Source organism: Streptomyces sp. NPDC043878, from assembly GCF_056435735.1.
Window position 1 is genome coordinate 380,330 of the sequence record NZ_JBWKDW010000001.1, and the last position, 22,405, is coordinate 402,734.

A 22,405-nucleotide genomic window follows, 5' to 3' on the forward strand; every position below is an offset into this window, starting at 1 on the left:
GGAGCGACCGAGAGAGGGGGCGGCTGTCAGCCGTTGCCGTTCCGGTCGCCCCGGGCGGTCTTCGAGTAGCCGTTCTGCCAGGCGGCCTTCGCCCCGGAGTCCCCTATCCGGTACACGTCCACGACGGCGCCCGCCGCCACCCCGACACACAGCACCGCCGCCGCGACCCGGACGACCGACGCGGGCCGGGACGCGACACCTCCGGCCCGCTCTCCCGAACCGGCCTCCGCCGCGGCCGGCCTGCGGGCCGTCCACCAGACCACGGTCGCCAGCAGGAACAGGCCCGCGGCCCACGGGAGCAGTCCGTCGCCCAGTTCGGCGTGCCTGCGCACCAGGGCGGTGCCGGCCACGTGCTCCTCCAGCCACTCCCCGGCGTGCGAGGCCAGCGGCACGCTCGCCAGCGTCACCAGGGCCAGCAGCGGCAGCACCACTCCCATGCGCCGGGCGGCACTCGGCCACACCGCGGCGACCACGACCGCCAGTGCGCACAGGGGAACGAGTACGACGACGAAGTGCACGATCAGGACGTGTGCGGGCAGACCGTCGACCACGGTGAGGCTCATCGGGTGTTTCCTCCAGGAAGCGACCGCGCGAAGCCGACGCGCGCACGGTCTCGCCGTGGCGGCCGGTGGGGCGCGTCAGCCTGACACAGGAATCTCTCAGCTTCCTCTCAACCCGCGCCCGGCAAACCCGGCGAAGTGCGCCACAGGACACCGGCGTTGTCTCAGCCGACCCTGATGTGCTGGTCCATGCCGAGCTGCTGGTGACCGTCGACCGGACAGTACACGTCGTACGTGCCCTTCTTGAGGGTCACTGTCAGCGTCGCCGTCTGGCCGCCCTGGATGTTCCTGGTCCTGGCGTCCCGCACACCGGGCCCGTCGACGGACAGGGCGTGCGTGACCCTGCCGGCGTTGTCTGTCACGAAGGTGTAGGTGCCGGGTGCGAACGACGCCCGGGACAGCTTCAGCCCGTACTCGGTCTCGGTGACCGTCACCCGGGTCCCCTGACCGGCCGTATGCGCACCGGAGCCGGCCGCGCTGCTCGACTGACCGCCGCCTCCACCCCCACCCCCGCCGCCGCCGGAGCAGGCGGCGAGGACGAGAGCGGAGCAGAAGGCCACCGCGGCGCCGCGGAGTGCCGTACGGGTCATGGGTGCTGGGATCGCCATGTGGCTCACCTCCCGTGAGGCTCCCCGCGAGCGGCCCTTGTGTCCGCGTATGTCACAGGATGAGACCTCTCCTATGGGTACGTACAGGTGTGACCTGTAGTTCAGCCGCCGGGGATGCCGGGCCGCCACGACCTTCGGCGTGCACGACATCGCCGCGAACCTCCGCCTCCCCCCTCCGCGTCCGCGTTGATGGCCCGGCTCAACCCGGCCGCGAACCACGGCCGCGCCTTACGCCAGCTACGGCTTCTCCCGGCCGGTCTCCGTCAGTGCCGTTCGCGCGGCCGCGAGGATCTCCTCGGAGAGCGGGGTGCCCTTGGTCGCGCGGGCGAGGACGAGCGCGCCGACCATCGTGCACAGCCGGGCGACACCGTCCTGGCCCTCGGTGGCGAGCCACTCGGCGAAGTCGCCCACCCCCTCGGCGTAGACACGGTGGGCCTCGCGGCTGCCGCTCTCGCGCGCCATGTCCTGGGCGAGGGCGGCGACGGGGCAGCCCTCCGCCGGGTTGTCGCGATGCTGGACGGACAGATAGGTGTCGATCAACGCCCGTTGCGCGACTGCGTGTTCCGCGGCGCCCGGCTCGACCGCGGCCGTACGACTCTCGTTCAGTTCGCCGAAGGCCAGCGCGGTGGCCTCGTCGATAAGCGCCTCCTTGGAGGCGAACTGCTTGTAGAAGCCCCCGTGGGTCAGGCCGGACGCCTTCATCAGCTCGGCGACGCCGACCTGTGTGCCCTGCTCACGGAACAGCCTGGAGGCGGTGCGCACGACCCGCTCACGGTTCTCCCGCGCCTGCGCCTGTGACACGCGACCCATCGGCCACCTCCCAGTTGGATGTCGGTTGCAATCTATCCTAGACTCCAGTTTAGATTGTAGACATAATCTATTAGGGGTCCGGTCGTCCGGGTCCCCCGGTACTGGGAGCGGACATGGAACTCAAGGACACCGTCGCAGTCGTCACCGGCGCCAACCGGGGCCTCGGCCGTCAGTTGGCCGCACAGCTCGTGGAGCGCGGCGCCAAGGTGTACGCGGCGGCCCGCCGGCCCGAGACGGTCGACCTGCCCGGCGTGACACCGCTGCGCCTGGACGTGACGGACGAGGAGTCGATCCTGGCCGCCGCGCGCGTCGCGTCGGACGCCACGCTGCTGGTGAACAACGCCGGCATCTCCACCGCCACGCCCCTGCTCGCCGGTGACGTGGACGCGGTGCGACTGGAGATGGAGACGAACTTCTTCGGCCCGCTCGCGGTGACGCGGGCGTTCGCGCCGGTCATCGAGGGCAACGGCGGCGGTGCCGTGCTCAACGTCCTGTCCGTGCTCTCCTGGCTGCACCCCGCCGGCCTCGGCGCCTACGCGGCGGCCAAGGCGGCCGCCTGGGCGCTGACCAACGCGGCCCGGGAGGAACTGGCCCCGCGCGGTATCAGCGTCTCGGCGCTGCACGTCGGATACATGGACACCGACATGGCCTCCAGCATCCCCGCCGACCAGAAGACCGACCCCGCTGACGTCGCGGCCCAGGCGCTGGCCGGCCTCGAAGAGGGCCTGACCGAGATCCTCGCCGACGACACCACCCGGTACGTCAAGCAGACTCTCGCCGCGGCGCCGAACGCGGCCTGACAGCACTGTGCGACCGCCCCGGGACGCGTGGTCCGGGGCGGCCGCTTTCGTATGCGGTCTACAGTCGGCAGTGCGCAGTAGACGGCCTGCAGTACACGGGCCCCGGTGGGCGACCTGCAGTAGACGGCCCGCCGTACACAGTTCGCAGTACACAAGCCGCAGCTCACGACCGCCGCCGTCACACAGTCCGCGGTCGCCGGACGGCGCTCACGCCTGAGCCTGCCCCTGCGCCCTCACCTGCGCCTTCACCCGCGCCCGAGCTTGAGCCCGCACCTGAACCCGCCCTTGCCGCCCGGGCAACGCCCGGGACGGCAAGCGGCACGCCCCCGCGAGCAAGGCGACCCCTACATGTTGATCATGTGACCGGCGAGCCCGTGGACCGCCTCCTTGACGGCTTCGCCCAGCGTCGGGTGCGCGTGGACATTGCGGGCCACTTCGTGGACGGTGAGGTCCCACTGCTGGGCCAGGGTCAGTTCGGGCAGCAGCTCGGTGACGTCCGGGCCGATCAGGTGACCGCCGATCAGCTCGCCGTGGCGGGCGTCGCTGATGAGCTTCACGAAGCCGCTCGCGTCGCCCAGGCCGTGCGCCTTGCCGTTCGCGGTGAAGGGGAACTTGACCACCTGCACGTCGAAGCCCTTCTCCCGGGCCTGCGCCTCGGTCCAGCCGAAACTGGCGATCTGCGGCTGGCAGAAGGTGGCGCGCGGGATCATCGCGTAGTCGAGTTCCATCGTCTCGGCGTCCGCGAGGGTCTCCGCGGCGACCATGGCCATCGCCTCGGCGGCGTGCGCGAGCATCAGCTTGGCGGTGACGTCCCCGATGGCGTAGAGGTGCGGCACGGAGGTACGGCAGCGGCCGTCGACATCGATCGCGCCGCGTTCGGTGAGGGCGACGCCCGTGTTCTCCAGGCCGTAGCCGGTCACGTTGGGGGCGAAGCCGATGGCCTGGAGGACCTTGTCGGCCTCCAGGACCTGCTGGCGGCCGTCCTTGCCGGTGACCGTGACCCGGACCTGCGGGCCTGACTCGTCGATGGACTCCACCCGGGTGGAGGTGAGGACGTCGATGCCCAACTTGCGGTACTGGCGGGAGAGTTCGGCGGAGACTTCGGCGTCCTCCAGGGGCGCGACCCGGTCGAGGAACTCGACGATGGTCACCTTCACGCCGTAGTTGTGCAGGACGTAGGCGAACTCGATGCCGATCGCGCCGGCGCCCGCGATCACGATGGACTGCGGGAGCTCCTCGGCGAGGATCTGCTCCTCGTACGTCACCACGCGGGAGGTGCGGCGGGTGCCGGGGAGCAGTCTGGGGGTGGCGCCGGTGGCGATGACGCAGTGGTCGAACGCGATGGTCCGCGTCGAGCCGTCGAACTGCGCCACGTCGAGGGTGTGCGGGTCGCGGAAGGTGCCGCGCCCGGCGATCTCCGTGATCTTGTTCTTCTTCATCAGGTAGTGGACGCCCTTGACCCGGCCGTCGGCCACCTTGCGGCTGCGCCGGAACGCCTCGCCGTAGTCGAAGGAGACCTCACCGTCGACCTTGATGCCGAAGGTCTTCGCCTCGCGGGTGAAGATGTGCGCCAGTTCGGCGTTGCGCAGCAGCGCCTTGGTGGGGATGCAGCCGACGTTCAGACAGACGCCGCCCCAGTACTTCTCCTCGACGACCGCGACGCTCTTGCCCAGTTGGGCAGCGCGGACCGCGGCGACGTACCCGCCGGGTCCTGCCCCGAGGACGACGACGTCGAAGTGCTCGCCCTGCTCATCCATGGAACGTTCCTTTCTGGTGGGAGCGGTGCCGCCTCCTGCGAGGACCACCCCGCTCCCGGCGGACAGCCTGTGCACCCCATTCAACAGCGGCCACCCGCACACCCCCCGCCGACGGGCGGTCATCCCGCGGTCCTCGCACGCCCCCACCCGACGGGCGACGGCCCGACGGCACCCGGCGGACGCGGCGGCCGCGACCCGGCCGGCGGCGGCCCGCTCCGACCGGCGCCCTACCCGCCCCACCGCCCCACCCGCCGCCCTCGCCGCCCTCGTCCCGCGCTAGGCCGTCACAGCCCGCGCCTCCTCCTTCTCCACCTCGCGGACCAGGTCGATCGCCCGTCCCAGGGTGGTGAGTCGGGCGTCGAGGGTCTCGCCGGCCGGGTAGAGGCGGACGGTGTTCACGCCGGCGTCGCGCCACACGCGCAGCCGCTCGCGGACCATGGCCTCGGTGCCGATCAGGGTGGTCGCCAGGACCATCTCGTCGGTGACCAGGCCGGCCGCGCCGTCGCGGTCCCCGGCCTGCCAGCGGTCGCGGATATCGGCCGCCACGTCCGCCCAGCCCTGACGGCTGTAGGCGCTGTTGTAGTAGTTCGTCGTGGCGGAGCCCATCCCGCCCAGGCTGAAGGCGAGTTCCTTCTTGCGGCCGGCCACCGTGGCGTGCAACGCGTCCTCGTCGGCGGCGAAGGCGACCTCGGCGCCCTGGCAGATGTCGAGGTCGGCGCGCGTGCGGCCGGACGCGGCGAGGCCCTGGTCCAGGTGGTCGAAGTAGGCGTCCTTGGCGCCTTCGGGCACGAAACTGGTGCCCAGCCAGCCGTCGGCGATCTCACCGGTCAGGTGCAGCATCCTCGGCGAGAGGGTCGCCAGGTAGACGGGGATGTCGTGGTCGGAGCGCATCGACAGGCGCATGGGCTTCGCCTCCCCGCCCGGCAGTGGGATCTGGAACTCCCGTCCGGAGTAGGAGAGTTTCTCGCCCGAGGCGGCCCGGCGCACGATCTCGACGGTCTCCCGCATCCGGGACAGCGGCCGGGCGAAGGGCACACCGTGCAGCCCCTCGATGACCTGCGGCCCGGAGGGGCCGAGGCCGAGGAGGAAGCGGCCTCCGGAGATCTGCGACAGCGTGATCGCGGCGCGGGCGATGGCCGCCGGGGTGCGGGTGCCGAGCTGGATGATCCCGGACCCGAGGAGCAGGCGTTCGGTCCTGGCGGCGAGGTAGCCGAGCGGTGACGGCGCCTCGGAACCCCATGCCTCCGCCACCCAGCAGATGTCCAGGCCGAGCTTCTCCGCCTCGGTGACGTAGTCGACGGTCTCCCGCCAGTCGCCCCCGGATGCCTCGATCGTGGTGGACGTACGCATCACAGACTCGCCTCTCCCGGCGCCTGGGCACCCTCTGCCAGCTTCTTGATCGCTTCGACGGTGACGGTCATGTTGGCCTCGAACTCCCGCATGCGCACGAAGACGATCTTCTGTTCCTTGTCCGGCATGCTGTCGATGGCGAAGGACAGACCGGAGCGGCCCGGCCCCATCCGCATCCACTGCCGCAGCAGCGTGCCGCCGCCGTCGGGTTCCAGGCTGAAGCGCCAGAGCGCCGTGGGGTGGTGCGGGTCCTCGACCGCCCAGGCGAACCGCCGGTAGGGCTCGTACTCGACGATGTGGGACGTGGTGGCCCACTCCCCGAGCGACGCGTGGCTGCTCCGGCCGACGAACCGGGCGCCCAGGGCGGGCCCGCTGCGGCCGTCCAGCCACTCCACCGACTGCAGCTCGGAGCTCGTCCGCGGCATCAGCTCGATGTCCGACACCAGCGTCCAGACCCGCTCCGGCGGGGCGGCGATCCAGGCCCGCACCTCGACCGTCGGCTTGTCCGCATAGCGCGCTCCCGTCCACTCCATGATCCTGCGGCCCTCCCTGCTCGCGGAGCCCCGCATCCCGTGAGGCTCTGACCAGTAAAGTTGCGTAGATAGACTCACTTGTCAAGAGAGGGCGGACCCCGGCGTCGACGCCGGGGAACCGTCGGGTCAGCCCGCGAACCGCTCACGGACGTCGGGGCGTTCGGCCAGGTGCGGCGGGTAGCCGGGGCCCATCCGGGCGCGGGTGTTGTCGGCGGTCATCGGCTCGCCGCAGGCCGCGCACACCACCTCGGCGTGGCTCTCCCGGCCGCACGTCTCATGCAGCATCGTCACCGGCGGGCCCGCCTCCCCGGCCAGCCAGCGGTCGCCCCACCGGTTCATCACCAGCAGGACGCCGTAGAAGTCGCGCCCCTTTCCGGTGAGCACATAGTCGTACCTGACCGGCTCCGTCTGGTACGGCCGTTTCTCCAGCAGCCCCTCGTCCACCAGGCGGCGCAGCCGGTCCGTCAGGGTGTTGCGGGCGATCCCCAGCGCCTGCTGGAACGCGTCGAAGCGCTGGATGCCGTAGAACGCCTCCCGTAGCACCAGGGGTGTCCACCAGTCTCCCAGGAGGTCCATGGTCCGGGCGATGGAGCAGGGCCACTGCGCAAAGGATGTCCGCCTCATGACGGCCAGCATACGGCGCGTTGCGCGATGAGACCCAGCAGGTGAGGTGCGGTTGCGGGCACAGCGGAGGCGGCCGCCTCGAGCGTCCGCGCCGGGTGGGCGGCCAGGTGGAGGCCGTGGCCGTGTCGCGCGGCGCCCGTCCTTCGACGAGATGGAGCGGGCCCTGCGTCGTGACCGTCGGCTCGGCCGGCGGTTGCGGACGCTGCGCCCACGCCGGGGCCCCGACCTGACGCGGCCGGCGGTCCACCGGCCACGGCCGACCGTGGTGGGGCTGTTGCCCGCCGCGTCGATCGGGCCGCCGGTGACCGGCATCGACACCTCGGAGCCGGGTGTGATCTGGGCCTTCGCCGCCGTGTGGCCCCTGGCCCTCTTCGGGGTGGGCCGCCTGCTGCGCGGACGTGCGCAGCGCCGCCTGAACTGAGCACGGCCCGACGGAGTCCGGCCGCTTTCCGAGTCAACCGCCCTGCTGGGAAGGCGAGTCGGGCTCGCGCCGGGCCACTATACACTGCATATATACTCGCTGTGTATAGTCCGGACATGCCATCATCGAACAAGAAGACGGAAAGAACGAGCGCCGGGTTGCGTGCGGCCGCCCTGTTCGCCGCGGCCACCGCGCTGGCGCTGTCCCTCACCGGGTGCGCGAACGTCGACGCCGTCGCGCCGAGCGCCGCCCGGACGCAGGCCGCCGGCGGTGCTCCGGCCCGTTTCGGCAGCGTGGACTGCCGAGAGGCCAAGTGCATCGCCCTGACCTTCGACGCCGGACCCAGCGAGAACACCGCCCGCCTCCTGGACATCCTCAAGGAGAAGCGCGTCCCGGCCACCTTCTTCCTGCTGGGCAAGCGGCACATCGACAGGTACCCGGACCTGGTACGGCGGATCGCGGCCGAGGGCCACGAGGTGGCCAGCCACACCTGGGACCACAAGATCCTCACCCGCATCGAACCGGACGCGATACGCGCCGAACTGGAGCGCCCCAACCGGGAGATACAGCGCCTCACCGGACGGCGCCCCACGCTGATGCGGCCGCCCCAGGGCCGTACGGACGACACGGTGCACGAGATCTGCCGCGAGCTGGGCCTCTCCGAGGTGCTGTGGAGCGTGACCGCCAAGGACTACACGACGACCGACTCGGACCTGATCACCCGCCGTGTCCTGGCCCAGTCGTCCCGGGACGGGATCATCCTGCTGCACGACATCTACCAGGGCACGGTCCCCGCCGTGCCCGGCATCATCGACGCCCTCAAGGAGCGGGGGTACGTGTTCGTGACCGTGCCGCAGCTGCTGGCGCCGGGGAAGGCCGAACCGGGCAAGGTGTACCGGCCCTGAGCCGTCCCGCCGCCCGCCGGCAGCCGCCGCGGAGACGGTCCCGCCCCTGCCCGTCCGTGCGCACCCGACGCGCGCGGGGCCGCCCTCCCGTCCACGCCGACGCGCCCCTATGCGCCGGGCCATGCGGGTGAGCCGGCCCCGAAGGCGTGGACGTACGGGTTCGGCTGCCTAAGATCCTCCCGTGGTCGACATCCTCATCGAACGTACGGCTCCGCTCTCCCCCGAGGAGGCGTGGCGCCGGCTCACGGAGTGGCCCCGGCACGGTGAGGTGGTTCCGCTGACCCGCGTCAGGGTGCTCACGCCCCCGCCGACGCACGAGGGAACACGCTTCGTCGCCCGCTCGGGACTCGGTGTCCTGTCCGTCGACGACCTGATGGAGGTGACGCTCTGGCGCCCTCCGGTGGACGGCGAACCCGGCCTGTGCCGGATCGAGAAGCGCGGCCGGATCGTCAGGGGCTGGGCCGAGATCGAGGTGGGGCCGGGGCCCGGCGGCCGCGCGCGGGTGCTGTGGCGCGAGGACGTGAGCGTCCGCCCGCTGCCTGCCCTCGCCGACCCCGTGCTCGGCGCCGCCGCCCGGTACGTGTTCGGACGGGCGGCGAACCGGCTGCTCAGGCGGCCCTGACAGCGGCCGCCCGACGGAGTCCGAGGGGAACCGCCGGCTCCGGTCAGGCCACCGACCCGATCCGCCCCTTCGCCCGCGAGGTGTCCGCCGTGTCGTGGTGGATCGGGGTGTGGGCGCCGGTCAGCGGGACCCCGCTGCCGCCACGCCGGTGGGCGACGATCTCCGCCGCGATCGACAGGGCCGTCTCCTCCGGGGTACGGGCGCCGAGGTCGAGGCCGATCGGGGACCTCAGGCGGGTCAGCTCCAGCTCGCTCACGCCGGTCTCCCGCAGCCGGGCCTCGCGGTCGAGGTGGGTGCGGCGCGAGCCCATCGCGCCGACGTACGCCACCGGCAGGCGCAGCGCGAGCCGCAGCAGCGGTACGTCGAACCTGGCGTCGTGGGTCAGGACGCACAGCACCGTGCGGGCGTCCACGGACGTCCGTTCCAGATAGGTGTGGGGCCACTCGACGACGATCTCGTCGGCCTCCGGGAAGCGGGTCCGGGTGGCGAACACCGGGCGGGCGTCGCACACCGTGACGTGGTAACCGAGGAACTTGCCGACTCCGACCAGGGCGGACGCGAAGTCGATCGCGCCGAACACGATCATCCGGGGCGGCGGGACGGACGACTCCACCAGCACCGTCAGCGGCGCCCCGCAGCGCGAGCCCCGCTCACCGATCTCCAGGGTGCCGGTGCGGCCGGCGTCCAGGAAGGCACCGGCCTCGGCGGCGATCGCGCGGTCGAGTTCCGGATGGGCGCCGAAGCCGCCGTCGTAGGAGCCGTCGGGGTGGACCAACAGGGCCCGGCCGGCCAGTTCTGGCGGGCCCGTCACGATCCGGGCCACCGCCGCGGCCCGTCCCCGGGCGGCGGCGGACAGCGCGGCGGCGGCCACCGCACGGACCGGGTCGCCGGCCCGTACCGGAGTGACGAGGATGTCGATGACACCGCCGCAGGTCAGCCCCACGGCGAACGCGTCCTCGTCGCTGTAGCCGAAGCGCTCCAGGACCGGCTCCCCGTCCTCCAGCGCCTGCCGGCACAGCTCGTAGACGGCGCCCTCGACACAGCCCCCGGAGACCGAGCCGATCGCCGTGCCGTCGGTGTCCACCGCGAGGGCGGCGCCGGGCAGCCGGGGGGCACTGCCCCCGACGGCCACCACCGTGGCGACGGCGAAGTCGCGTCCCTGCCCGACCCACCGGTCGAGCTCCTCGGCGATGTCCAGCATCTTCGGTCTCCTTGCCAGTGACGGGTGTGCGGAGGGGGCCGGCCTCTTCCTAGTGAACGCCCAGCCAGCCCTCAATCGGGTAGAGGGCGAAATAGACCAGGAAGATCACTGCCAGGCCCCACATGAACGCCCCGATCTCCCGCGCCCTGCCCTGGGCGGTCCGGAGGGCGACGTGGGCGATGACCCCGGCCGCGACGCCCGCCGTGATGGAGTACGTGAACGGCATGATCACGACGGTCAGGAAGACGGGGATCGCGGTGGCCCGGTCGGCCCAGTCGACGTGCCGGGCGTTCGTCATCATCATCGCGCCGATGACCACCAGGGCCGCGGCGGCCACCTCGCCCGGCACGATCGCCGTCAGCGGGGTGAAGAACAGACAGGCCGCGAAGAACAGTCCGGTGACGACGGAGGACAGCCCGGTGCGGGCGCCCTCGCCGACCCCGGTCGCTGACTCGACGAACACCGTCTGCCCCGACGCGCCCGCCACGCCGCCGATCGCGCCACCCGCGCCGTCGATGAACAGCGCCTTGGACAGGCCCGGCATGCGGCCCTGCCGGTCGGCGAGTCCGGCCTCCGTGCCGACGCCGATGATCGTGGCCATGGCGTCGAAGAAGCCGGCCAGCACCAGCGTGAACACGATCATGCCGACCGTCATCGCGCCGACCTGCCCCCAGCCGCCGAACTCGACCTTCCCGAAGAGGGAGAAGTCGGGCATGGAGACCGCGCTGCCGTGCAGTGCGGGGGCCCCGCTCGCCCACTGCCTCGGGTCGACGACCCCCAGCGCGTTGAGCAGCACCGCCAGCACGGTGCCGCCGACGATGCCGAACAGGATGGCCCCGGGCATGCCCCGCGCCTGGAGCATGAAGATCGCCAGCAGGGTGACGGCGAACAGCAGGACGGGCCAGCCGGACAGTTCACCGGCCGGGCCGAGGGTGACCGGAGTCGCCTCGCCCTGGTGCACGAAACCGGCCTTCACCAGGCCGATCAGTGCGATGAACAGACCGATGCCCATGGTGATGCCGTGCTTCAGCCCGAGCGGGATCGCGTTCATGATCATCTCGCGCAGGCCGGTGACGACGAGCAGCATGATGACCACGCCGTACAACACGCACATCCCCATGGCCTGCGGCCAGGTCGTCTGCGGGACGACCTGCGAGGACAGCACCCCGGACACCGAGAGGCCGGCGGCGAGCGCCAGCGGCACCCTGCCGAGGAACCCCATCAGCAGTGTGGTGAGGGCCGCGGCGAACGCGGTCGCGGTGATCAGGGCGTTCTGGCCGAGCGCGTGCCCCGACACGTCCTTGCCGGACAGGACCAGCGGGTTGAGGAGCAGGATGTACGCCATCGCCATGAAGGTGGTGACGCCGCCGCGCACCTCACGCGCGACCGAGGAGCCGCGCCGGGTTATGTGGAAGTACCGGTCGAGCCAGGACCGGCCGGCCGGGACGCGGGGTGCCTCACCCGCGTCGTCGGCGACGGTCTCCGGCTCCAGGGACTGCTGGGTCATGTGGGCCTACTCCCAAGGTTCACAGGGGCACCCGCGGTCGCCTGCGGCGGTTGCGGGATTTGGGAATGGACGGCCCGGGGGACGGCCCGAGACGAACGTGATCGTTTCAACTGCGCGGTCCCGCACCGGAGTCGGCCTGGTGGAGCGGCGGTCCGGTGCGGGTGCCGCCGCGCCTGCCGTGCGGCCCGGGGGTTTCCCGGACCCGGTGCACGGCCCCTCGCGGCGGCGGGCGGACGCTACGCCGTGCCCGTCAGGTGTTCGGGCCGTACCGGCGTCCGGTTCAACTCCAGGCCCGTCGCGGCGCGGATCGCCGCGAGGACGGCAGGGGTCGAGGACAGGGTGGGTGCCTCGCCGACCCCGCGCAGCCCGTACGGGGCGTGGTCGTCGGCCAGTTCGAGGACGTCGACCGGGATGGTCGGCGTGTCGAGGATGGTGGGGATCAGGTAGTCGGTGAAGGAGGGGTTCCTGACCTTCGCCGTTTTCGGATCGACGATGATCTCCTCCATGACGGCGACGCCGAGCCCCTGGGTGGTACCGCCCTGGATCTGGCCGATGACGGACAGCGGGTTGAGCGCCTTGCCGACGTCCTGGGCACAGGCCAGTTCGACGACCTTGACCAGGCCGAGCTCGGTGTCCACCTCGACGACGGCGCGGTGCGCGGCGAAGGAGTACTGGACGTGGCCGTTGCCCTGCCCGGTGCGCAGGTCGAAGGGTTCGGTCGGCCGGTGCCGCCACTCCGCCTCGACCTCGACCGCGTCGTCCTCCAGGACGTCCACCAGGTCGGCGAGGACCTCGCCGCCGTCGGTGACGACCTTGCCGTCCTCCAGGACCAGTTCGGCGGTGGCCCAGGCGGGATGGTAGGTGCCGAGCCTTCGGCGGCCCAGTTCCAGGACCTGCTCGCGGACCAGCTCGCAGGAGTTCTTCACGGCGCCGCCGGTGACGTACGTCTGGCGTGAGGCGGACGTCGAACCCGCGCTGCCCACCCGGGTGTCGGCCGGCTGGATGGTCACCTGCGCGACCCCCAGCTCGGTGCGGGCGATCTGCGCGTGGACGGTGACCCCGCCCTGGCCGACCTCCGCCATCGCGGTGTGCACGGTGGCCACCGGATCGCCGCCGACGACCTCCATGCGGACCCGGGCGGTCGAGTAGTCGTCGAAGCCCTCGGAGAAGCCGACGTTCTTGATGCCGACCGCGTAGCCGACGCCCCGCACGACGCCCTCGCCGTGCGTGGTGTTGGACAGACCGCCGGGCAGCTGCCGTACGTCCGCGCCCTCGCTGCTCTCCCACTGGCGCGCGGGCGGCAGGGGCATCGCCTTGACGCGGCGCAGGAGTTCGGCCACCGGGGCCGGCGAGTCGACCGCCTGCCCGGTCGGCAGCAGGCTGCCCTGGGTCATCGCGTTGCGCTGCCTGAACTCGACCCGGTCCAGGCCCACCTGGTCGGCGAGCTTGTCCATCTGCGCTTCGTAGGCGAAGCACGCCTGGACCGCGCCGAAGCCGCGCATGGCGCCGCACGGCGGGTTGTTGGTGTACAGGGCGATGGCCTCGATGTCGACGTCGTCGACGACGTAGGGGCCGACGCCGAGCGAGGAGGCGTTGCCCACGACCGCGGGGGACGCGGAGGCGTAGGCGCCGCCGTCGAGGACGATGCGGCACTTGACGTGCGTCAGCCGGCCGTCGCGGGTGGCCCCGTGCTCGTAGTACAGCTTGGCGGGGTGCCGGTGGACGTGTCCGAAGAAGGACTCGAAGCGGTTGTAGACGATCTTCACGGGCCGGCCCGTGCGCAGCGCCAGCAGACAGGCGTGGATCTGCATCGACAGGTCCTCGCGGCCGCCGAACGCGCCGCCGACGCCGGACAGCGTCATCCGGACCTTGTCCTCGGGCAGGCCGAGCACGGGCGCGATCTGGCGCAGGTCGGAGTGCAGCCACTGGGTGGCGATGTAGAGGTCGACGCCGCCGTCCTCGGCCGGCACGGCGAGACCGGACTCGGGTCCGAGGAACGCCTGGTCCTGCATGCCGAAGGTGTACTCGCCCTCGACCACGAAGTCCGCGCGCTCCCGGGCGGCCGCGACGTCGCCGCGGACGATCGGCTGGCGGTGCACGATGTTGGGGTGCGGGACGTGCCCGATGTGGTGGTCGTCGCGGTGCTCGTGGATCAGGACGGCGTCCGGCGCGGTCGCGGACGCCTCGTCGGTGACGACGGGCAGTTCGCGGTACTCGACCCTGATCCGGGCGGCCGCCCGGCGGGCGGTCTCCGGGTGGTCGGCGGCGACGATGGCGACCGGCTCGCCGTGGTGGCGGACCTTGCCGTGCGCGAGGACCGGGGTGTCCTGGATCTCCAGGCCGTAGGTGCGCACGCCGGTCGGCAGGTCGTCGTACGTCATGACGGCGTGCACGCCCGGGACCTTCAGCGCCTCGCTCGTGTCGATGGAGACGATCTCGGCGTGCGCGACCGTGGAGCGCAGGATCTGGCCCCAGAGCATGTCCTCGTGCCACATGTCGGAGGAGTACGCGAACTCGCCGGTGACCTTGAGGGTGCCGTCGGGGCGGAGCGTGGACTCGCCGATGCCGCCCTTGGCCGGGGAGCCCTGGGTGACCTTGGTGGGAGTGCCGAGGGGAGCGCCGGTGGGCGCGGCGTCACGGGACATCGTCAGACCGCCTCTCCCTGTCGGGCGGCCGCCAGGCGGACCGCGTCCATGATCTTCTCGTAGCCGGTGCAGCGGCACAGGTTGCCCGAGAGCGCCTCGCGGATGTCCGCGTCGCTGGGGTTGGGGTTGCGCTCCAGCATCTCGTCGGCGGCGACCAGCAGCCCCGGGGTGCAGAAGCCGCACTGGACGGCACCGGCGTCGATGAAAGCCTGCTGGATCGGGGAGAGTTCGGTGCCCTGGCCGGTATGGGAGTCCTGCCCCTCGGCGGCCCACAGGCGGGCGTCCCGGACGGACGTGCCGCAGCCGCCCGACGCGCAGCCGCCCTGCTCCGCGCGCTGCTTGGCGAAGTCGGCGAGTCCCTCGACGGTGACGACCTCGCGGCCCTCGACCTGACCGGCCGCGACCAGGCACGCGCACACCGGCACGCCGTCCAGGCGGACCGTGCAGGAACCGCACTCGCCCTGCTCGCAGGCGTTCTTGGAGCCGGGCAGGCCCATCCGCTCACGCAGCACGTACAGCAGGGACTCGCCCTCCCAGACGTCGTCGGCTTCCTGCCGGCGGCCGTTGACCGTGAAACTGACGCGCATTACGCGGCTCCCTCCGTGCGGGCGGCGGTGCCGCGGTACGACTCCCAGGTCCAGGTCAGTGTGCGGCGGGCCATGACGCCGACCGCGTGGCGGCGGTAGCTCGCCGTGCCCCGGACGTCGTCGATCGGGTTGCAGGCGGCGGCGCACAGCTCCGCGAACTGCTTGGCGACCGACGGGGTGATGATCTTTCCGTTGTCCCAGAAGCCGCCCTCGTCGAGCGCCGCGTTCAGGAACTCCTCCGCGGTCCTCGCCCGGACGGGGGTCGGGGCGGCCGAGCCGATGCCGGTACGGACCGTGCGGGTGCGGGGGTGCAGGGCCAGGCCGAAGGCGCACACCGCGATGACCATGGCGTTGCGGGTGCCGACCTTGGAGTACTGCTGGGGGCCGTCCGCCTTCTTGACGTGCACGGCCCGGATCAGCTCGTCGGGGGCGAGCGCGTTGCGCTTCACGCCGGTGTAGAACGCGTCGATCGGGATCAGGCGCGAGCCGCGCACGGACTCGGCCTCGACCTCGGCGCCCGCCGCCAGCAAAGCGGGGTGGGCGTCGCCGGCCGGGGAGGCGGTACCGAGGTTGCCGCCGACGCCGCCGCGGTTGCGGATCTGCGGGGATGCGACCGTGTGCGAGGCGAGAGCCAGGCCGGGCAGGGCGGAGCGCAGGTGCTCCATGATCTTCGCGTACGGGACGGAGGCACCGAGCCGCACGCTCTCCTCGCCGACCTCCCACTCGTAGAGGTCGCCGATCCGGTTGAGGTCGAGCAGGTACTCGGGCCGGCGGTGGTCGAAGTTGATCTCGACCATCACGTCGGTGCCACCCGCGATCGGCACAGCGGTGGGATGCGCTGCCTTCGCGGCGAGCGCCTCCTCCCAGCTGGCGGGGCGAAGGAAGTCCATGACCGGCTCTCTTCTTCGTGGGGCGTACGGATCAAGCCAGATCGTGTGCGGTGGGCCCGGCTCGTTCATGTGCTGTTTACGCGGATCGACGTCAGTACACAGCGCGGCACTCCGATGGGGTCAGTCACGGAAACCATGAAGGAGTTGGCTGGCCAGGGCAGGCATCTTGTAGATTCGTATGAACGGAGAACCCCGGTAACCTCCTCGTTTTCCTCTGGAAACACGAGACACGCCCCCCGTGACCTGCGACACAGCCGGGACGCGGCCCGGGAGGCGGCGGACACCGGCCGCCGGCCCGGCGGCGGGCCCGTCACCACGAGTCCCTCAAGATGCATCGTAGATTTCGAGACAAGGAACGGCGGCGACGAGAATGCGGCTGCGCGCACTGCTGGACACCGACGCGCTGGGCCTGCGGCTGCTCGGCGGCGGGGACGAGCTGGACCGCACCGTGCGCGGGGTGATGACCACCGACCTCCGGGACCCCAGCCGCTACCTCTCGGGCGGCGAGCTGGTCCTCACGGGCCTGGCCTGGCGCCGGGACGCGGCGGACTCCGAGCCGTTCGTCCGGATCCTGGTGGCCGCCGGGGTGGCCGCCCTCGCGGCCGGCGAGGCCGAGCTCGGGGACGTCCCCGAGGACCTCGTCCTCGCCTGCGCCCGGCACCGGCTGCCACTCTTCGCCGTGCACGAGTCGGTGGCCTTCGCGACCATCACCGAGCACGTCGTACGGCAGGTCTCCGGGGAGCGGGCCGGTGACCTCGCGGCCGTCGTGGACCGGCACCGCCGGATGATGACCTCCGGCCCGGCGGGCGGCGGCCCCGACGTGGTCCTCGACCTGCTCGGCTCGGACCTGGACCTGCGGGCCTGGGTGCTGTCCCCGGCCGGGCGGCTGATCGCCGGCTCCAAGGCGGCCGGGCCCGCGCTGCCCGCCGACGTGTGCGCCCGGCTGGCGGCCGAGCACCTGACGGCGGTCCGCACGGGCCGGCGCGGGCCGCACCGGCTGGTCCTGGGCACCACGGCGTACTCCGTCTTCCCGGTCCGCGGCGGCGGCCGCTCCGCGCAGGACGCCCGGGACGTGCGTGAGACGGTGCTGTCCGACTGGCTGCTGGCCGTCGAGGCGGACGCCGGGGACTGGCCCGAGGAACGGCTCGACCTGCTCCAGGGCGTGGCCCAGCTGATCGCCGTCGAACGGGACCGGCGCGACGCGGGGCGCACGGTACGGCGCCGGCTCGCGCAGGAGGTCCTCGAACTGGTGCAGACGGGCGCGCCGCCCGCCGAGATCGCCGCGCGCCTGAGGGTCGCGGCACCCGTGCTGCTGCCCGGGCTCGGCGCGGCCCCGCAGTGGCAGGTGGTCGTGGCCCGGGTCGACTGGGAGGGCGCCGACCTGGAGAGCGGCCCGGCGGCGCAGTCGCTCCTGGAGGAGATCCTGGTCGACCCGCTCGCCACCGGCCCCGAGCCCTCCGACCGGATCGCCGTGGCCCACACGGGTGACGAGGCCGTCGCGCTGGTACCGCTGCCGGCGGTGTCGAGCGAGCACGACGGCTCCGAGGGCGGTGTCCTCGCCGACGCGCTCCTGGAGACCGTACGGCTGCCGCTGGCGGCCGGCCTCGACGGCGACGGGCGGCTCACCCTCGGCGTCAGCGCGTCCGTGCACTCGGCGGAGGGGCTGCGCGGGGCCCTGGAGGAGGCCCGGCACGCCCGGCGGGTGGCGGCGGCGCGGCCGGGCCGGGTGTGCGCGGCCGGGCACCAGGAACTGGCCTCGCACGTCCTGCTGCTGCCCTTCGTCCCCGACGACGTCCGGCGCGCGTTCACGGCGCGACTGCTCGACCCGCTGCGGGACTACGACCGCCGGCACCGCGCCGAACTGATCCCGACCCTGGAGGCGTTCCTCGACTGCGACGGCTCCTGGACGCGGTGTGCGGCCCGGCTGCACCTGCACGTCAACACACTGCGCTACCGGGTCGGGCGGATCGAGCAGTTGACGAGCCGTGACCTGTCCCGGCTGGAGGACAAGCTCGATTTCTTCCTGGCGCTGCGGATGAGCTGAGCTCACCGGCGGACGCGACCGGCCGGCGTGCGGGCGCCCCCCGCCCCACGACTTTGTGAATTCTTTCACCCACCCTCTTGGCCGGGCCCCGGAATTCGTGCTGAGATGCCGCAACCGCTCACAGCTCGACGACGTGCTGGGATCTTGGGGAGGACACTGTGGCGTCTACCGCCATGTCTGGTTACGGAACGACCGCCGGTGACGATCCACTCCAGACCGCGGTATGGCGGCTGCGCTCACGTGCCTGCTGGGCCGACGCGGCCGCCCTGCTCCGGCCGGACACCGCGGCGGCCGCGCTGCAACGGGCCGGCCTGCTCGTGGAGCGGTGCCTGTACACCGAGCAGGGCTGGGAGGAGGCCGAGGACGCGCTGCGTACGGCCGAGGCGCTGGCCCACGGCGACGACGAGCGCGGGGCCGCCGCCTGCGAACGGGGACAACTGGCGTACGCGGCCACGCTGCACGGCGTGCGGGACCGCGCCGACGAGGCACGGGCCGCGCTCGGGCGGGCGGCCGCACTGATCCCTCCGGGGGCGGCCGCGCGGGCCCTGCTGGACTTCCGGCGCGGGCTGCTCGCGGAGAACCTCGCGGGCTCACCGCAGGCGGCGCGGGCGGCCTACCGCCGCGCCCACGCCGGGGCCGCCGCGCACGCCGACCCCCTGCTGCTGTCCTTCACCTGGCGCCACCTCGCGGGACTCGCCCTGCGCGAGGGCGAGTTGGCGGAGGCCCGGCACGGCTTCACCGAATCCCTGCGCATCCGCGAGGAGTTGGGCTATCTCGTCGGCACGGCGCCGGCGCTGGCCTCGCTGGCCGACGCGGAGACCGAACCGGAGGCGTCCCGGCTCCGGGAGGAGGCGGGCCGCCTGTTCCGTCTCCTCGGCGGCGTCCCGACCTGGCTGGCCCGGCAGCTCACCCCACCGGTGACACCACCGGCGGCGACGGCGTAGCGCGAGGGACCGACCGGCGAGAGCGGTTGCCGGTCGGTCGGGGTGGGGCGGTGCGGTCGGGGTGGCGGTGCGGTCAGGGTGGGGCGGTGCGGTGGGGCGGTGCGGTGGGGCCGTGCGTCGCGGTCGAGCCCAGACCGTCCCGATCGCGGTCGCCGTCGCGGTCGGGCCGTCAAACGCGAGTCGCGGTCGCGGTCGGGCCGTCAATCACGAGTCGCGGTCGCGCGGACCGACCGATCACGGTCGGGCCGTGCGGTCACGGTCGGGCCGTGCGGTCACGGTCGGGCCGTGCGGTCAGAGGGTGGTGGTGAAGTGGGCCGCGATCAGTGACCGGACCGCTTCCAGGTCCCGCGCGACCAGCGCGTCCAGGAGCGTGAGGTGTTCCGCCGCGTCGGAGGCCAGGTCGCCGCGGCCCCGGGAAGCGGGGGCGCCGACCAGCGGCCACTGGGCGCGGCGGTGCAGGTCGTCGGCGACCTGCACCAGCTGCTCGTTCCCGCAGAGGGACAGCATCGCCCGGTGGAAGGCCCGGTCCGACTCGGCGTACGTGGCGCGGCAGCCTGAGGACGCCGCGCGGACCGTCGCCTCGGCGGCGGGCAGCAGCGCGCTCCAGCGGTCGGCGGGCACCGTGCGGGCCAGCCGCAGCATCACCGGCACCTCGATCAGGGCCCGCACCTCGGCCAGTTCGGCCAGCTCCCGCGCCCCGCGTTCGACGACCCGGAAGCCGCGGTTGGGGACCACCTCGACGGCGCCCTCCAGCGCCAGTTGCTGCATGGCCTCGCGGACCGGCGTCGCGGAGACGCCGAAGCGGTCGCCGAGCGCGGGGGCCGAGTAGACCTCGCCCGGCCGCAGCTCGCCGGTGACCAGCGCGGTGCGCAGGGCGTCGAGGATCTGCCCGCGCACGGAGGACCGCTGGACGACGGCACGGGGGCGGGGAAGCGGCTGTTCGCTGTGGGTGTGCTCACCCCTCGCCGCCCCGGGCGCGGCGAGCCGCTCCCGCTCCACGTCCCCGGCCCGCGGCTGCGACGGCACCCGTACCGCCGCGGCGGACGGATCGGGGATGCCCGTGGCGGCGGAGCCCTGCGTGCCCTGCTTCACGGGTCCTCCTCCGGACGTGTCGGTACTTGGGGTCATTACGGCTGGTTGTTACTCGTCCGTCAAGCACCATAGGCGCAGAAGCCGCCAGTTCACATACTCACGAGTTCAGATAAGGTTAGCCTTACCTGGCAAACCCAGTCCGCTCTCGGCGATCACGGATCGGTGGTTCCGGCATGCCTGTGCCCTCTTCGGCCCTCGCGGGCGCGTACGCCCGGCTCGCCGAGGTCCTCCCGCAGCTCGCCGTGACCGAGCGGGTCACCGGGGCCGAACTCCCCCGCGGCGGCGGCTGGATCAGCGCCGCCTCACTCGCGGAGGGCGGCGCCGCGCTCGACGCCTTCCTCGCCCACGACGACGCCCAGGTACTGCGGGACCACGGACGGCGGGCGCGCCCGGACGTCGTGGCGAGCTTCGGGCTGCACCGGTACGCCTGGCCCGCCTGCCTCCTGATCACCGTTCCGTGGTTCCTGCACCGCCGGGTGCCCCGCCTGCCCGTGACCGACGTCTCCTACGACCGCAGCGCCCCCGGCCTCGCCCTGGGCCGTATGGCCGTACGCCCGGCCGGCTTCGCCTGCCTGCCGGGCGACCCCGCGGCGGCCCTGCCCGGCGCCCGGGTGGTGGCCGGCGAGGAGGCCCTGCGGGGCGAGGTGCGGTCGGCCGTCGCCGAGCACCTGGAGCCCGTGCTGACCGCGTTCGGACCGCGCACGCGGCGCCGCGGCCGCGCCCTGTGGGGCATGGCGACCGACGAGGTCGTGGAGGGGCTCTGGTACGTCGCCCGACTGCTCGGCGAGCCGGAGCGCGCGGTGCGGGAGCTCGGGCTGCTGTTGCCGGGTACGACCCGGCCGTACGTCGGCTCGGCCGCCTTCCGCGCGCAGGCCGCCCCGGACGGCGGGGCGCAGCCCACCCGGGACCGGGCGAGCTGCTGCATGTTCTACACGGTGCGCCCCGAGGACATCTGCGGCACCTGCCCGCGCACCCGGGACATGAGCCGCGACCCCAAGCTGACGGGCGCCGCCGCCAGTTGAGGCACCCTCAGCAAACGTCCCGACCAGGCGTCCTCTAGGATCGGCCGCGAACGGGCCCCGCTCCGGTTACCGGCACTTCACAACTTCCTCACTTGTCGCAGGAACTTTCCGTGGAACCACCCGGACGGGTAGTCTTATTCGAACTCAACTCCCGCCCCTCAAGCGGCAGTTCGAGCAGAACGCCGTCCTGGGCATCCCCTTGCACCTCCTTGGCGGCCTCTTGCCCCGAAACCCCCTGAGGACCGGTGGAATTGGGCCACTATGGCGGGCGTTACGCCCTATCCCAATGCAAGGGACCCCAGATGAGACTGACCGACATATCGCTGAACTGGCTGCTTCCGGGCGCCGTACTGCTCCTGGGCATGCTGGCGGCGGTGGCGGTACTCGCGCGCGGCAAGCGCTCCTCGGGGGACAACGCGGGCTCGGAAGACTCGTGGGAGCGCACCGAGGAGCGCCGCAGGCGCAAGGAGGCCGTCTACGGCACGGCCTCCTATGTTCTTCTGTTCTGCTGCGCGGCCGTCGCCGCCGCGCTCTCCTTCCACGGTCTGGTCGGCTTCGGCCAGCAGAACCTCGGCCTGACCAACGGCTGGGAGTACCTGGTGCCGTTCGGTCTGGACGGCGCGGCGATGTTCTGCTCCGTGCTCGCGGTCCGCGAGGCCAGCCACGGTGACGCGGCCCTCGGCTCCCGGATACTCGTGTGGACGTTCGCGGGTGCCGCGGCCTGGTTCAACTGGGTGCACGCGCCCAGGGGCCTCGGCCACGACGGCGCGCCGCAGTTCTTCTCCGGCATGTCCCTCTCGGCGGCCGTGCTCTTCGACCGCGCGCTGAAGCAGACCCGCCGGGCCGCCCTGCGCGAGCAGGGTCTGGTACCGCGCCCGCTGCCGCAGATCCGTATAGTGCGCTGGCTGCGTGCCCCGCGCGAGACGTACAAGGCGTGGTCGCTGATGCTCCTGGAGAACGTGCGCAGCCTGGACGAGGCGGTCGACGAGGTCCGCGAGGACAAGCGTGAGAAGGAAGCGACCCGTCTGCGCCGGCGCGACCAGCAGCGGGTGGAGCGCGCCCAGCTCAAGGCGATCAGCCGGGGCCACCGCGGCATCGTCGGCCGGGGCCGGCAGCTGGAGGCCCAGGCCGAGCTGGAGCGGGCTCCCGCCCAGGCGTCCACGGAGCCTGCCATATCGCCGGAACTGCCCGCGCGTGCCCGGGCCTCGCTGCAGCCGGTCCGCAGGGGGTCCGAGTCGCACACCGTGGACCTCACCGCGGAGGACGACACAATGGCTCTCCCGCGCCTCGATTCCCTTGAACGCAAGCTCAAGGACCTTGAGCAGCAGTTCGGCTAGGACGGCCGACACGGGGAGGGGGGGGGGGGGAGGGGGGGGGGGGCCCCCCCCCCCCTTCCCCCCCCATAGTCGGGGCTGGGGCCGCAACGTAACATCCCGCTTGCCCCCCCCCCCCACTAGACCCCCCCCTCTGCGTCAAGGCGGGG

At 72.7% G+C, this 22,405-nt stretch carries 21 protein-coding genes; 8 read left to right on the plus strand and 13 right to left on the minus strand.

The genetic code is table 11. The features are described 5' to 3' along the window. Nucleotides 1-26 precede the first annotated feature (26 nt). The 3 genes from AC07AZ_RS01655 to AC07AZ_RS01665 form a co-directional block, all read right to left on the minus strand. Nucleotides 27-563: a DUF2231 domain-containing protein gene (locus tag AC07AZ_RS01655; protein ID WP_478842647.1), complete on the minus strand. Its 537-nt coding sequence runs from the start codon at nucleotides 561-563 to the stop codon at nucleotides 27-29. 161 nt (nucleotides 564-724) lie between these two features. Further along, nucleotides 725-1,168, minus strand: a complete 444-nt coding sequence (locus AC07AZ_RS01660; RefSeq protein ID WP_478842649.1) for a cupredoxin domain-containing protein — start codon at nucleotides 1,166-1,168, stop codon at nucleotides 725-727. Between the two features lie 237 nt (nucleotides 1,169-1,405). Then, nucleotides 1,406-1,978, minus strand: a complete 573-nt coding sequence (locus AC07AZ_RS01665; protein WP_478842651.1) for a TetR/AcrR family transcriptional regulator — start codon at nucleotides 1,976-1,978, stop codon at nucleotides 1,406-1,408. Nucleotides 1,979-2,091: 113 nt separating this feature from the next. Here AC07AZ_RS01665 and AC07AZ_RS01670 point away from each other — a divergent pair, with 113 nt between their 5' ends. Next, a complete protein-coding gene (locus AC07AZ_RS01670; RefSeq protein WP_478842653.1) occupies nucleotides 2,092-2,778 on the plus strand; it encodes an SDR family oxidoreductase in 687 nt (228 codons plus the stop codon). 344 nt (nucleotides 2,779-3,122) lie between these two features. On the opposite strand, the gene lpdA is transcribed toward AC07AZ_RS01670, so the two are convergent. The 4 genes from lpdA to AC07AZ_RS01690 all read right to left on the minus strand — a co-directional run bounded on the left by lpdA (nucleotide 3,123) and on the right by AC07AZ_RS01690 (nucleotide 7,042). Next, nucleotides 3,123-4,535 carry a dihydrolipoyl dehydrogenase gene (gene lpdA / locus AC07AZ_RS01675; RefSeq protein WP_478842655.1) on the minus strand — a complete coding sequence of 471 codons (1,413 nt, stop codon included), beginning with the start codon at nucleotides 4,533-4,535 and terminating at the stop codon, nucleotides 3,123-3,125. A 276-nt stretch (nucleotides 4,536-4,811) separates the two neighbouring features. Continuing rightward, nucleotides 4,812-5,885 (minus strand): LLM class flavin-dependent oxidoreductase, encoded by a 1,074-nt coding sequence (locus AC07AZ_RS01680; RefSeq protein WP_478842657.1) that lies wholly within the window; start codon nucleotides 5,883-5,885, stop codon nucleotides 4,812-4,814. Next, on the minus strand, nucleotides 5,885-6,418 hold the full coding sequence (locus AC07AZ_RS01685; protein WP_478842659.1) for an SRPBCC family protein: 534 nt from the start codon (nucleotides 6,416-6,418) through the stop codon (nucleotides 5,885-5,887). Before AC07AZ_RS01685 ends, AC07AZ_RS01680 begins: the two co-directional genes overlap by 1 nt. A gap of 126 nt (nucleotides 6,419-6,544) precedes the next feature. Next, nucleotides 6,545-7,042: a winged helix-turn-helix transcriptional regulator gene (locus AC07AZ_RS01690; protein WP_478842661.1), complete on the minus strand. Its 498-nt coding sequence runs from the start codon at nucleotides 7,040-7,042 to the stop codon at nucleotides 6,545-6,547. A gap of 274 nt (nucleotides 7,043-7,316) precedes the next feature. On the opposite strand from AC07AZ_RS01690, the gene AC07AZ_RS01695 reads away from it, so the two are divergent. The 3 genes from AC07AZ_RS01695 to AC07AZ_RS01705 all read left to right on the plus strand — a co-directional run bounded on the left by AC07AZ_RS01695 (nucleotide 7,317) and on the right by AC07AZ_RS01705 (nucleotide 8,990). Continuing rightward, the gene (locus tag AC07AZ_RS01695; protein WP_478842663.1) at nucleotides 7,317-7,463 is read left to right on the plus strand and encodes a hypothetical protein; all 147 of its coding nucleotides are present in this window, start codon (nucleotides 7,317-7,319) and stop codon (nucleotides 7,461-7,463) included. A 116-nt stretch (nucleotides 7,464-7,579) separates the two neighbouring features. Beyond that, nucleotides 7,580-8,368: a polysaccharide deacetylase family protein gene (locus AC07AZ_RS01700; protein ID WP_478842665.1), complete on the plus strand. Its 789-nt coding sequence runs from the start codon at nucleotides 7,580-7,582 to the stop codon at nucleotides 8,366-8,368. 181 nt (nucleotides 8,369-8,549) lie between these two features. Further along, nucleotides 8,550-8,990, plus strand: coding sequence for an SRPBCC family protein (locus AC07AZ_RS01705; RefSeq protein ID WP_478842667.1), 441 nt, complete (start codon nucleotides 8,550-8,552; stop codon nucleotides 8,988-8,990). A 43-nt stretch (nucleotides 8,991-9,033) separates the two neighbouring features. Here AC07AZ_RS01705 and AC07AZ_RS01710 read toward each other — a convergent pair whose 3' ends face one another. From AC07AZ_RS01710 to AC07AZ_RS01730, 5 genes are all read right to left on the minus strand, one after another. Continuing rightward, a complete protein-coding gene (locus tag AC07AZ_RS01710; RefSeq protein ID WP_478842669.1) occupies nucleotides 9,034-10,191 on the minus strand; it encodes an XdhC family protein in 1,158 nt (385 codons plus the stop codon). A 49-nt stretch (nucleotides 10,192-10,240) separates the two neighbouring features. Next, nucleotides 10,241-11,698: an NCS2 family permease gene (locus AC07AZ_RS01715; protein WP_478842671.1), complete on the minus strand. Its 1,458-nt coding sequence runs from the start codon at nucleotides 11,696-11,698 to the stop codon at nucleotides 10,241-10,243. Nucleotides 11,699-11,934: 236 nt separating this feature from the next. Next, nucleotides 11,935-14,343, minus strand: a complete 2,409-nt coding sequence (gene pucD, locus AC07AZ_RS01720; RefSeq protein WP_478842673.1) for a xanthine dehydrogenase subunit D — start codon at nucleotides 14,341-14,343, stop codon at nucleotides 11,935-11,937. A 2-nt stretch (nucleotides 14,344-14,345) separates the two neighbouring features. Next, on the minus strand, nucleotides 14,346-14,930 hold the full coding sequence (locus AC07AZ_RS01725) for a (2Fe-2S)-binding protein (RefSeq protein WP_478842675.1): 585 nt from the start codon (nucleotides 14,928-14,930) through the stop codon (nucleotides 14,346-14,348). Beyond that, complete coding sequence (locus AC07AZ_RS01730) at nucleotides 14,930-15,820, minus strand: FAD binding domain-containing protein (protein WP_478842677.1); 891 nt, start codon at nucleotides 15,818-15,820, stop codon at nucleotides 14,930-14,932. The genes AC07AZ_RS01725 and AC07AZ_RS01730 overlap by 1 nt, the downstream gene beginning before the upstream one ends. Before the next feature lie 370 nt (nucleotides 15,821-16,190). On the opposite strand from AC07AZ_RS01730, the gene AC07AZ_RS01735 reads away from it, so the two are divergent. Beyond that, nucleotides 16,191-17,864, plus strand: coding sequence for a PucR family transcriptional regulator (locus AC07AZ_RS01735; protein ID WP_478842679.1), 1,674 nt, complete (start codon nucleotides 16,191-16,193; stop codon nucleotides 17,862-17,864). A gap of 158 nt (nucleotides 17,865-18,022) precedes the next feature. After that, nucleotides 18,023-18,808, plus strand: a complete 786-nt coding sequence (locus AC07AZ_RS01740) for a hypothetical protein (RefSeq protein ID WP_478842681.1) — start codon at nucleotides 18,023-18,025, stop codon at nucleotides 18,806-18,808. A 291-nt stretch (nucleotides 18,809-19,099) separates the two neighbouring features. Here AC07AZ_RS01740 and AC07AZ_RS01745 read toward each other — a convergent pair whose 3' ends face one another. Continuing rightward, nucleotides 19,100-19,900, minus strand: coding sequence for a GntR family transcriptional regulator (locus AC07AZ_RS01745; RefSeq protein ID WP_478842683.1), 801 nt, complete (start codon nucleotides 19,898-19,900; stop codon nucleotides 19,100-19,102). A gap of 173 nt (nucleotides 19,901-20,073) precedes the next feature. On the opposite strand from AC07AZ_RS01745, the gene AC07AZ_RS01750 reads away from it, so the two are divergent. Then, nucleotides 20,074-20,922 carry a (2Fe-2S)-binding protein gene (locus AC07AZ_RS01750; protein WP_478842685.1) on the plus strand — a complete coding sequence of 283 codons (849 nt, stop codon included), beginning with the start codon at nucleotides 20,074-20,076 and terminating at the stop codon, nucleotides 20,920-20,922. 302 nt (nucleotides 20,923-21,224) lie between these two features. Next, nucleotides 21,225-22,259, plus strand: a complete 1,035-nt coding sequence (locus AC07AZ_RS01755; RefSeq protein WP_478842687.1) for a DUF2637 domain-containing protein — start codon at nucleotides 21,225-21,227, stop codon at nucleotides 22,257-22,259. The last annotated feature ends 146 nt before the right edge of the window (nucleotides 22,260-22,405 follow it).

Coding starts and splice junctions, on each gene's coding strand:
- AC07AZ_RS01655 (WP_478842647.1), bottom strand. CDS start 563: ATGAGCCTCACCGTGGTCGACGGTCTGCCCGCACACGTCCTGATCGTG.
- AC07AZ_RS01660 (WP_478842649.1), bottom strand. CDS start 1,168: ATGGCGATCCCAGCACCCATGACCCGTACGGCACTCCGCGGCGCCGCG.
- AC07AZ_RS01665 (WP_478842651.1), bottom strand. CDS start 1,978: ATGGGTCGCGTGTCACAGGCGCAGGCGCGGGAGAACCGTGAGCGGGTC.
- AC07AZ_RS01670 (WP_478842653.1), top strand. CDS start 2,092: ATGGAACTCAAGGACACCGTCGCAGTCGTCACCGGCGCCAACCGGGGC.
- lpdA (WP_478842655.1), bottom strand. CDS start 4,535: ATGGATGAGCAGGGCGAGCACTTCGACGTCGTCGTCCTCGGGGCAGGA.
- AC07AZ_RS01680 (WP_478842657.1), bottom strand. CDS start 5,885: ATGCGTACGTCCACCACGATCGAGGCATCCGGGGGCGACTGGCGGGAG.
- AC07AZ_RS01685 (WP_478842659.1), bottom strand. CDS start 6,418: ATGGAGTGGACGGGAGCGCGCTATGCGGACAAGCCGACGGTCGAGGTG.
- AC07AZ_RS01690 (WP_478842661.1), bottom strand. CDS start 7,042: ATGAGGCGGACATCCTTTGCGCAGTGGCCCTGCTCCATCGCCCGGACC.
- AC07AZ_RS01700 (WP_478842665.1), top strand. CDS start 7,580: ATGCCATCATCGAACAAGAAGACGGAAAGAACGAGCGCCGGGTTGCGT.
- AC07AZ_RS01710 (WP_478842669.1), bottom strand. CDS start 10,191: ATGCTGGACATCGCCGAGGAGCTCGACCGGTGGGTCGGGCAGGGACGC.
- AC07AZ_RS01715 (WP_478842671.1), bottom strand. CDS start 11,698: ATGACCCAGCAGTCCCTGGAGCCGGAGACCGTCGCCGACGACGCGGGT.
- pucD (WP_478842673.1), bottom strand. CDS start 14,343: ATGTCCCGTGACGCCGCGCCCACCGGCGCTCCCCTCGGCACTCCCACC.
- AC07AZ_RS01725 (WP_478842675.1), bottom strand. CDS start 14,930: ATGCGCGTCAGTTTCACGGTCAACGGCCGCCGGCAGGAAGCCGACGAC.
- AC07AZ_RS01730 (WP_478842677.1), bottom strand. CDS start 15,820: ATGGACTTCCTTCGCCCCGCCAGCTGGGAGGAGGCGCTCGCCGCGAAG.
- AC07AZ_RS01735 (WP_478842679.1), top strand. CDS start 16,191: ATGCGGCTGCGCGCACTGCTGGACACCGACGCGCTGGGCCTGCGGCTG.
- AC07AZ_RS01750 (WP_478842685.1), top strand. CDS start 20,074: ATGCCTGTGCCCTCTTCGGCCCTCGCGGGCGCGTACGCCCGGCTCGCC.
- AC07AZ_RS01755 (WP_478842687.1), top strand. CDS start 21,225: ATGAGACTGACCGACATATCGCTGAACTGGCTGCTTCCGGGCGCCGTA.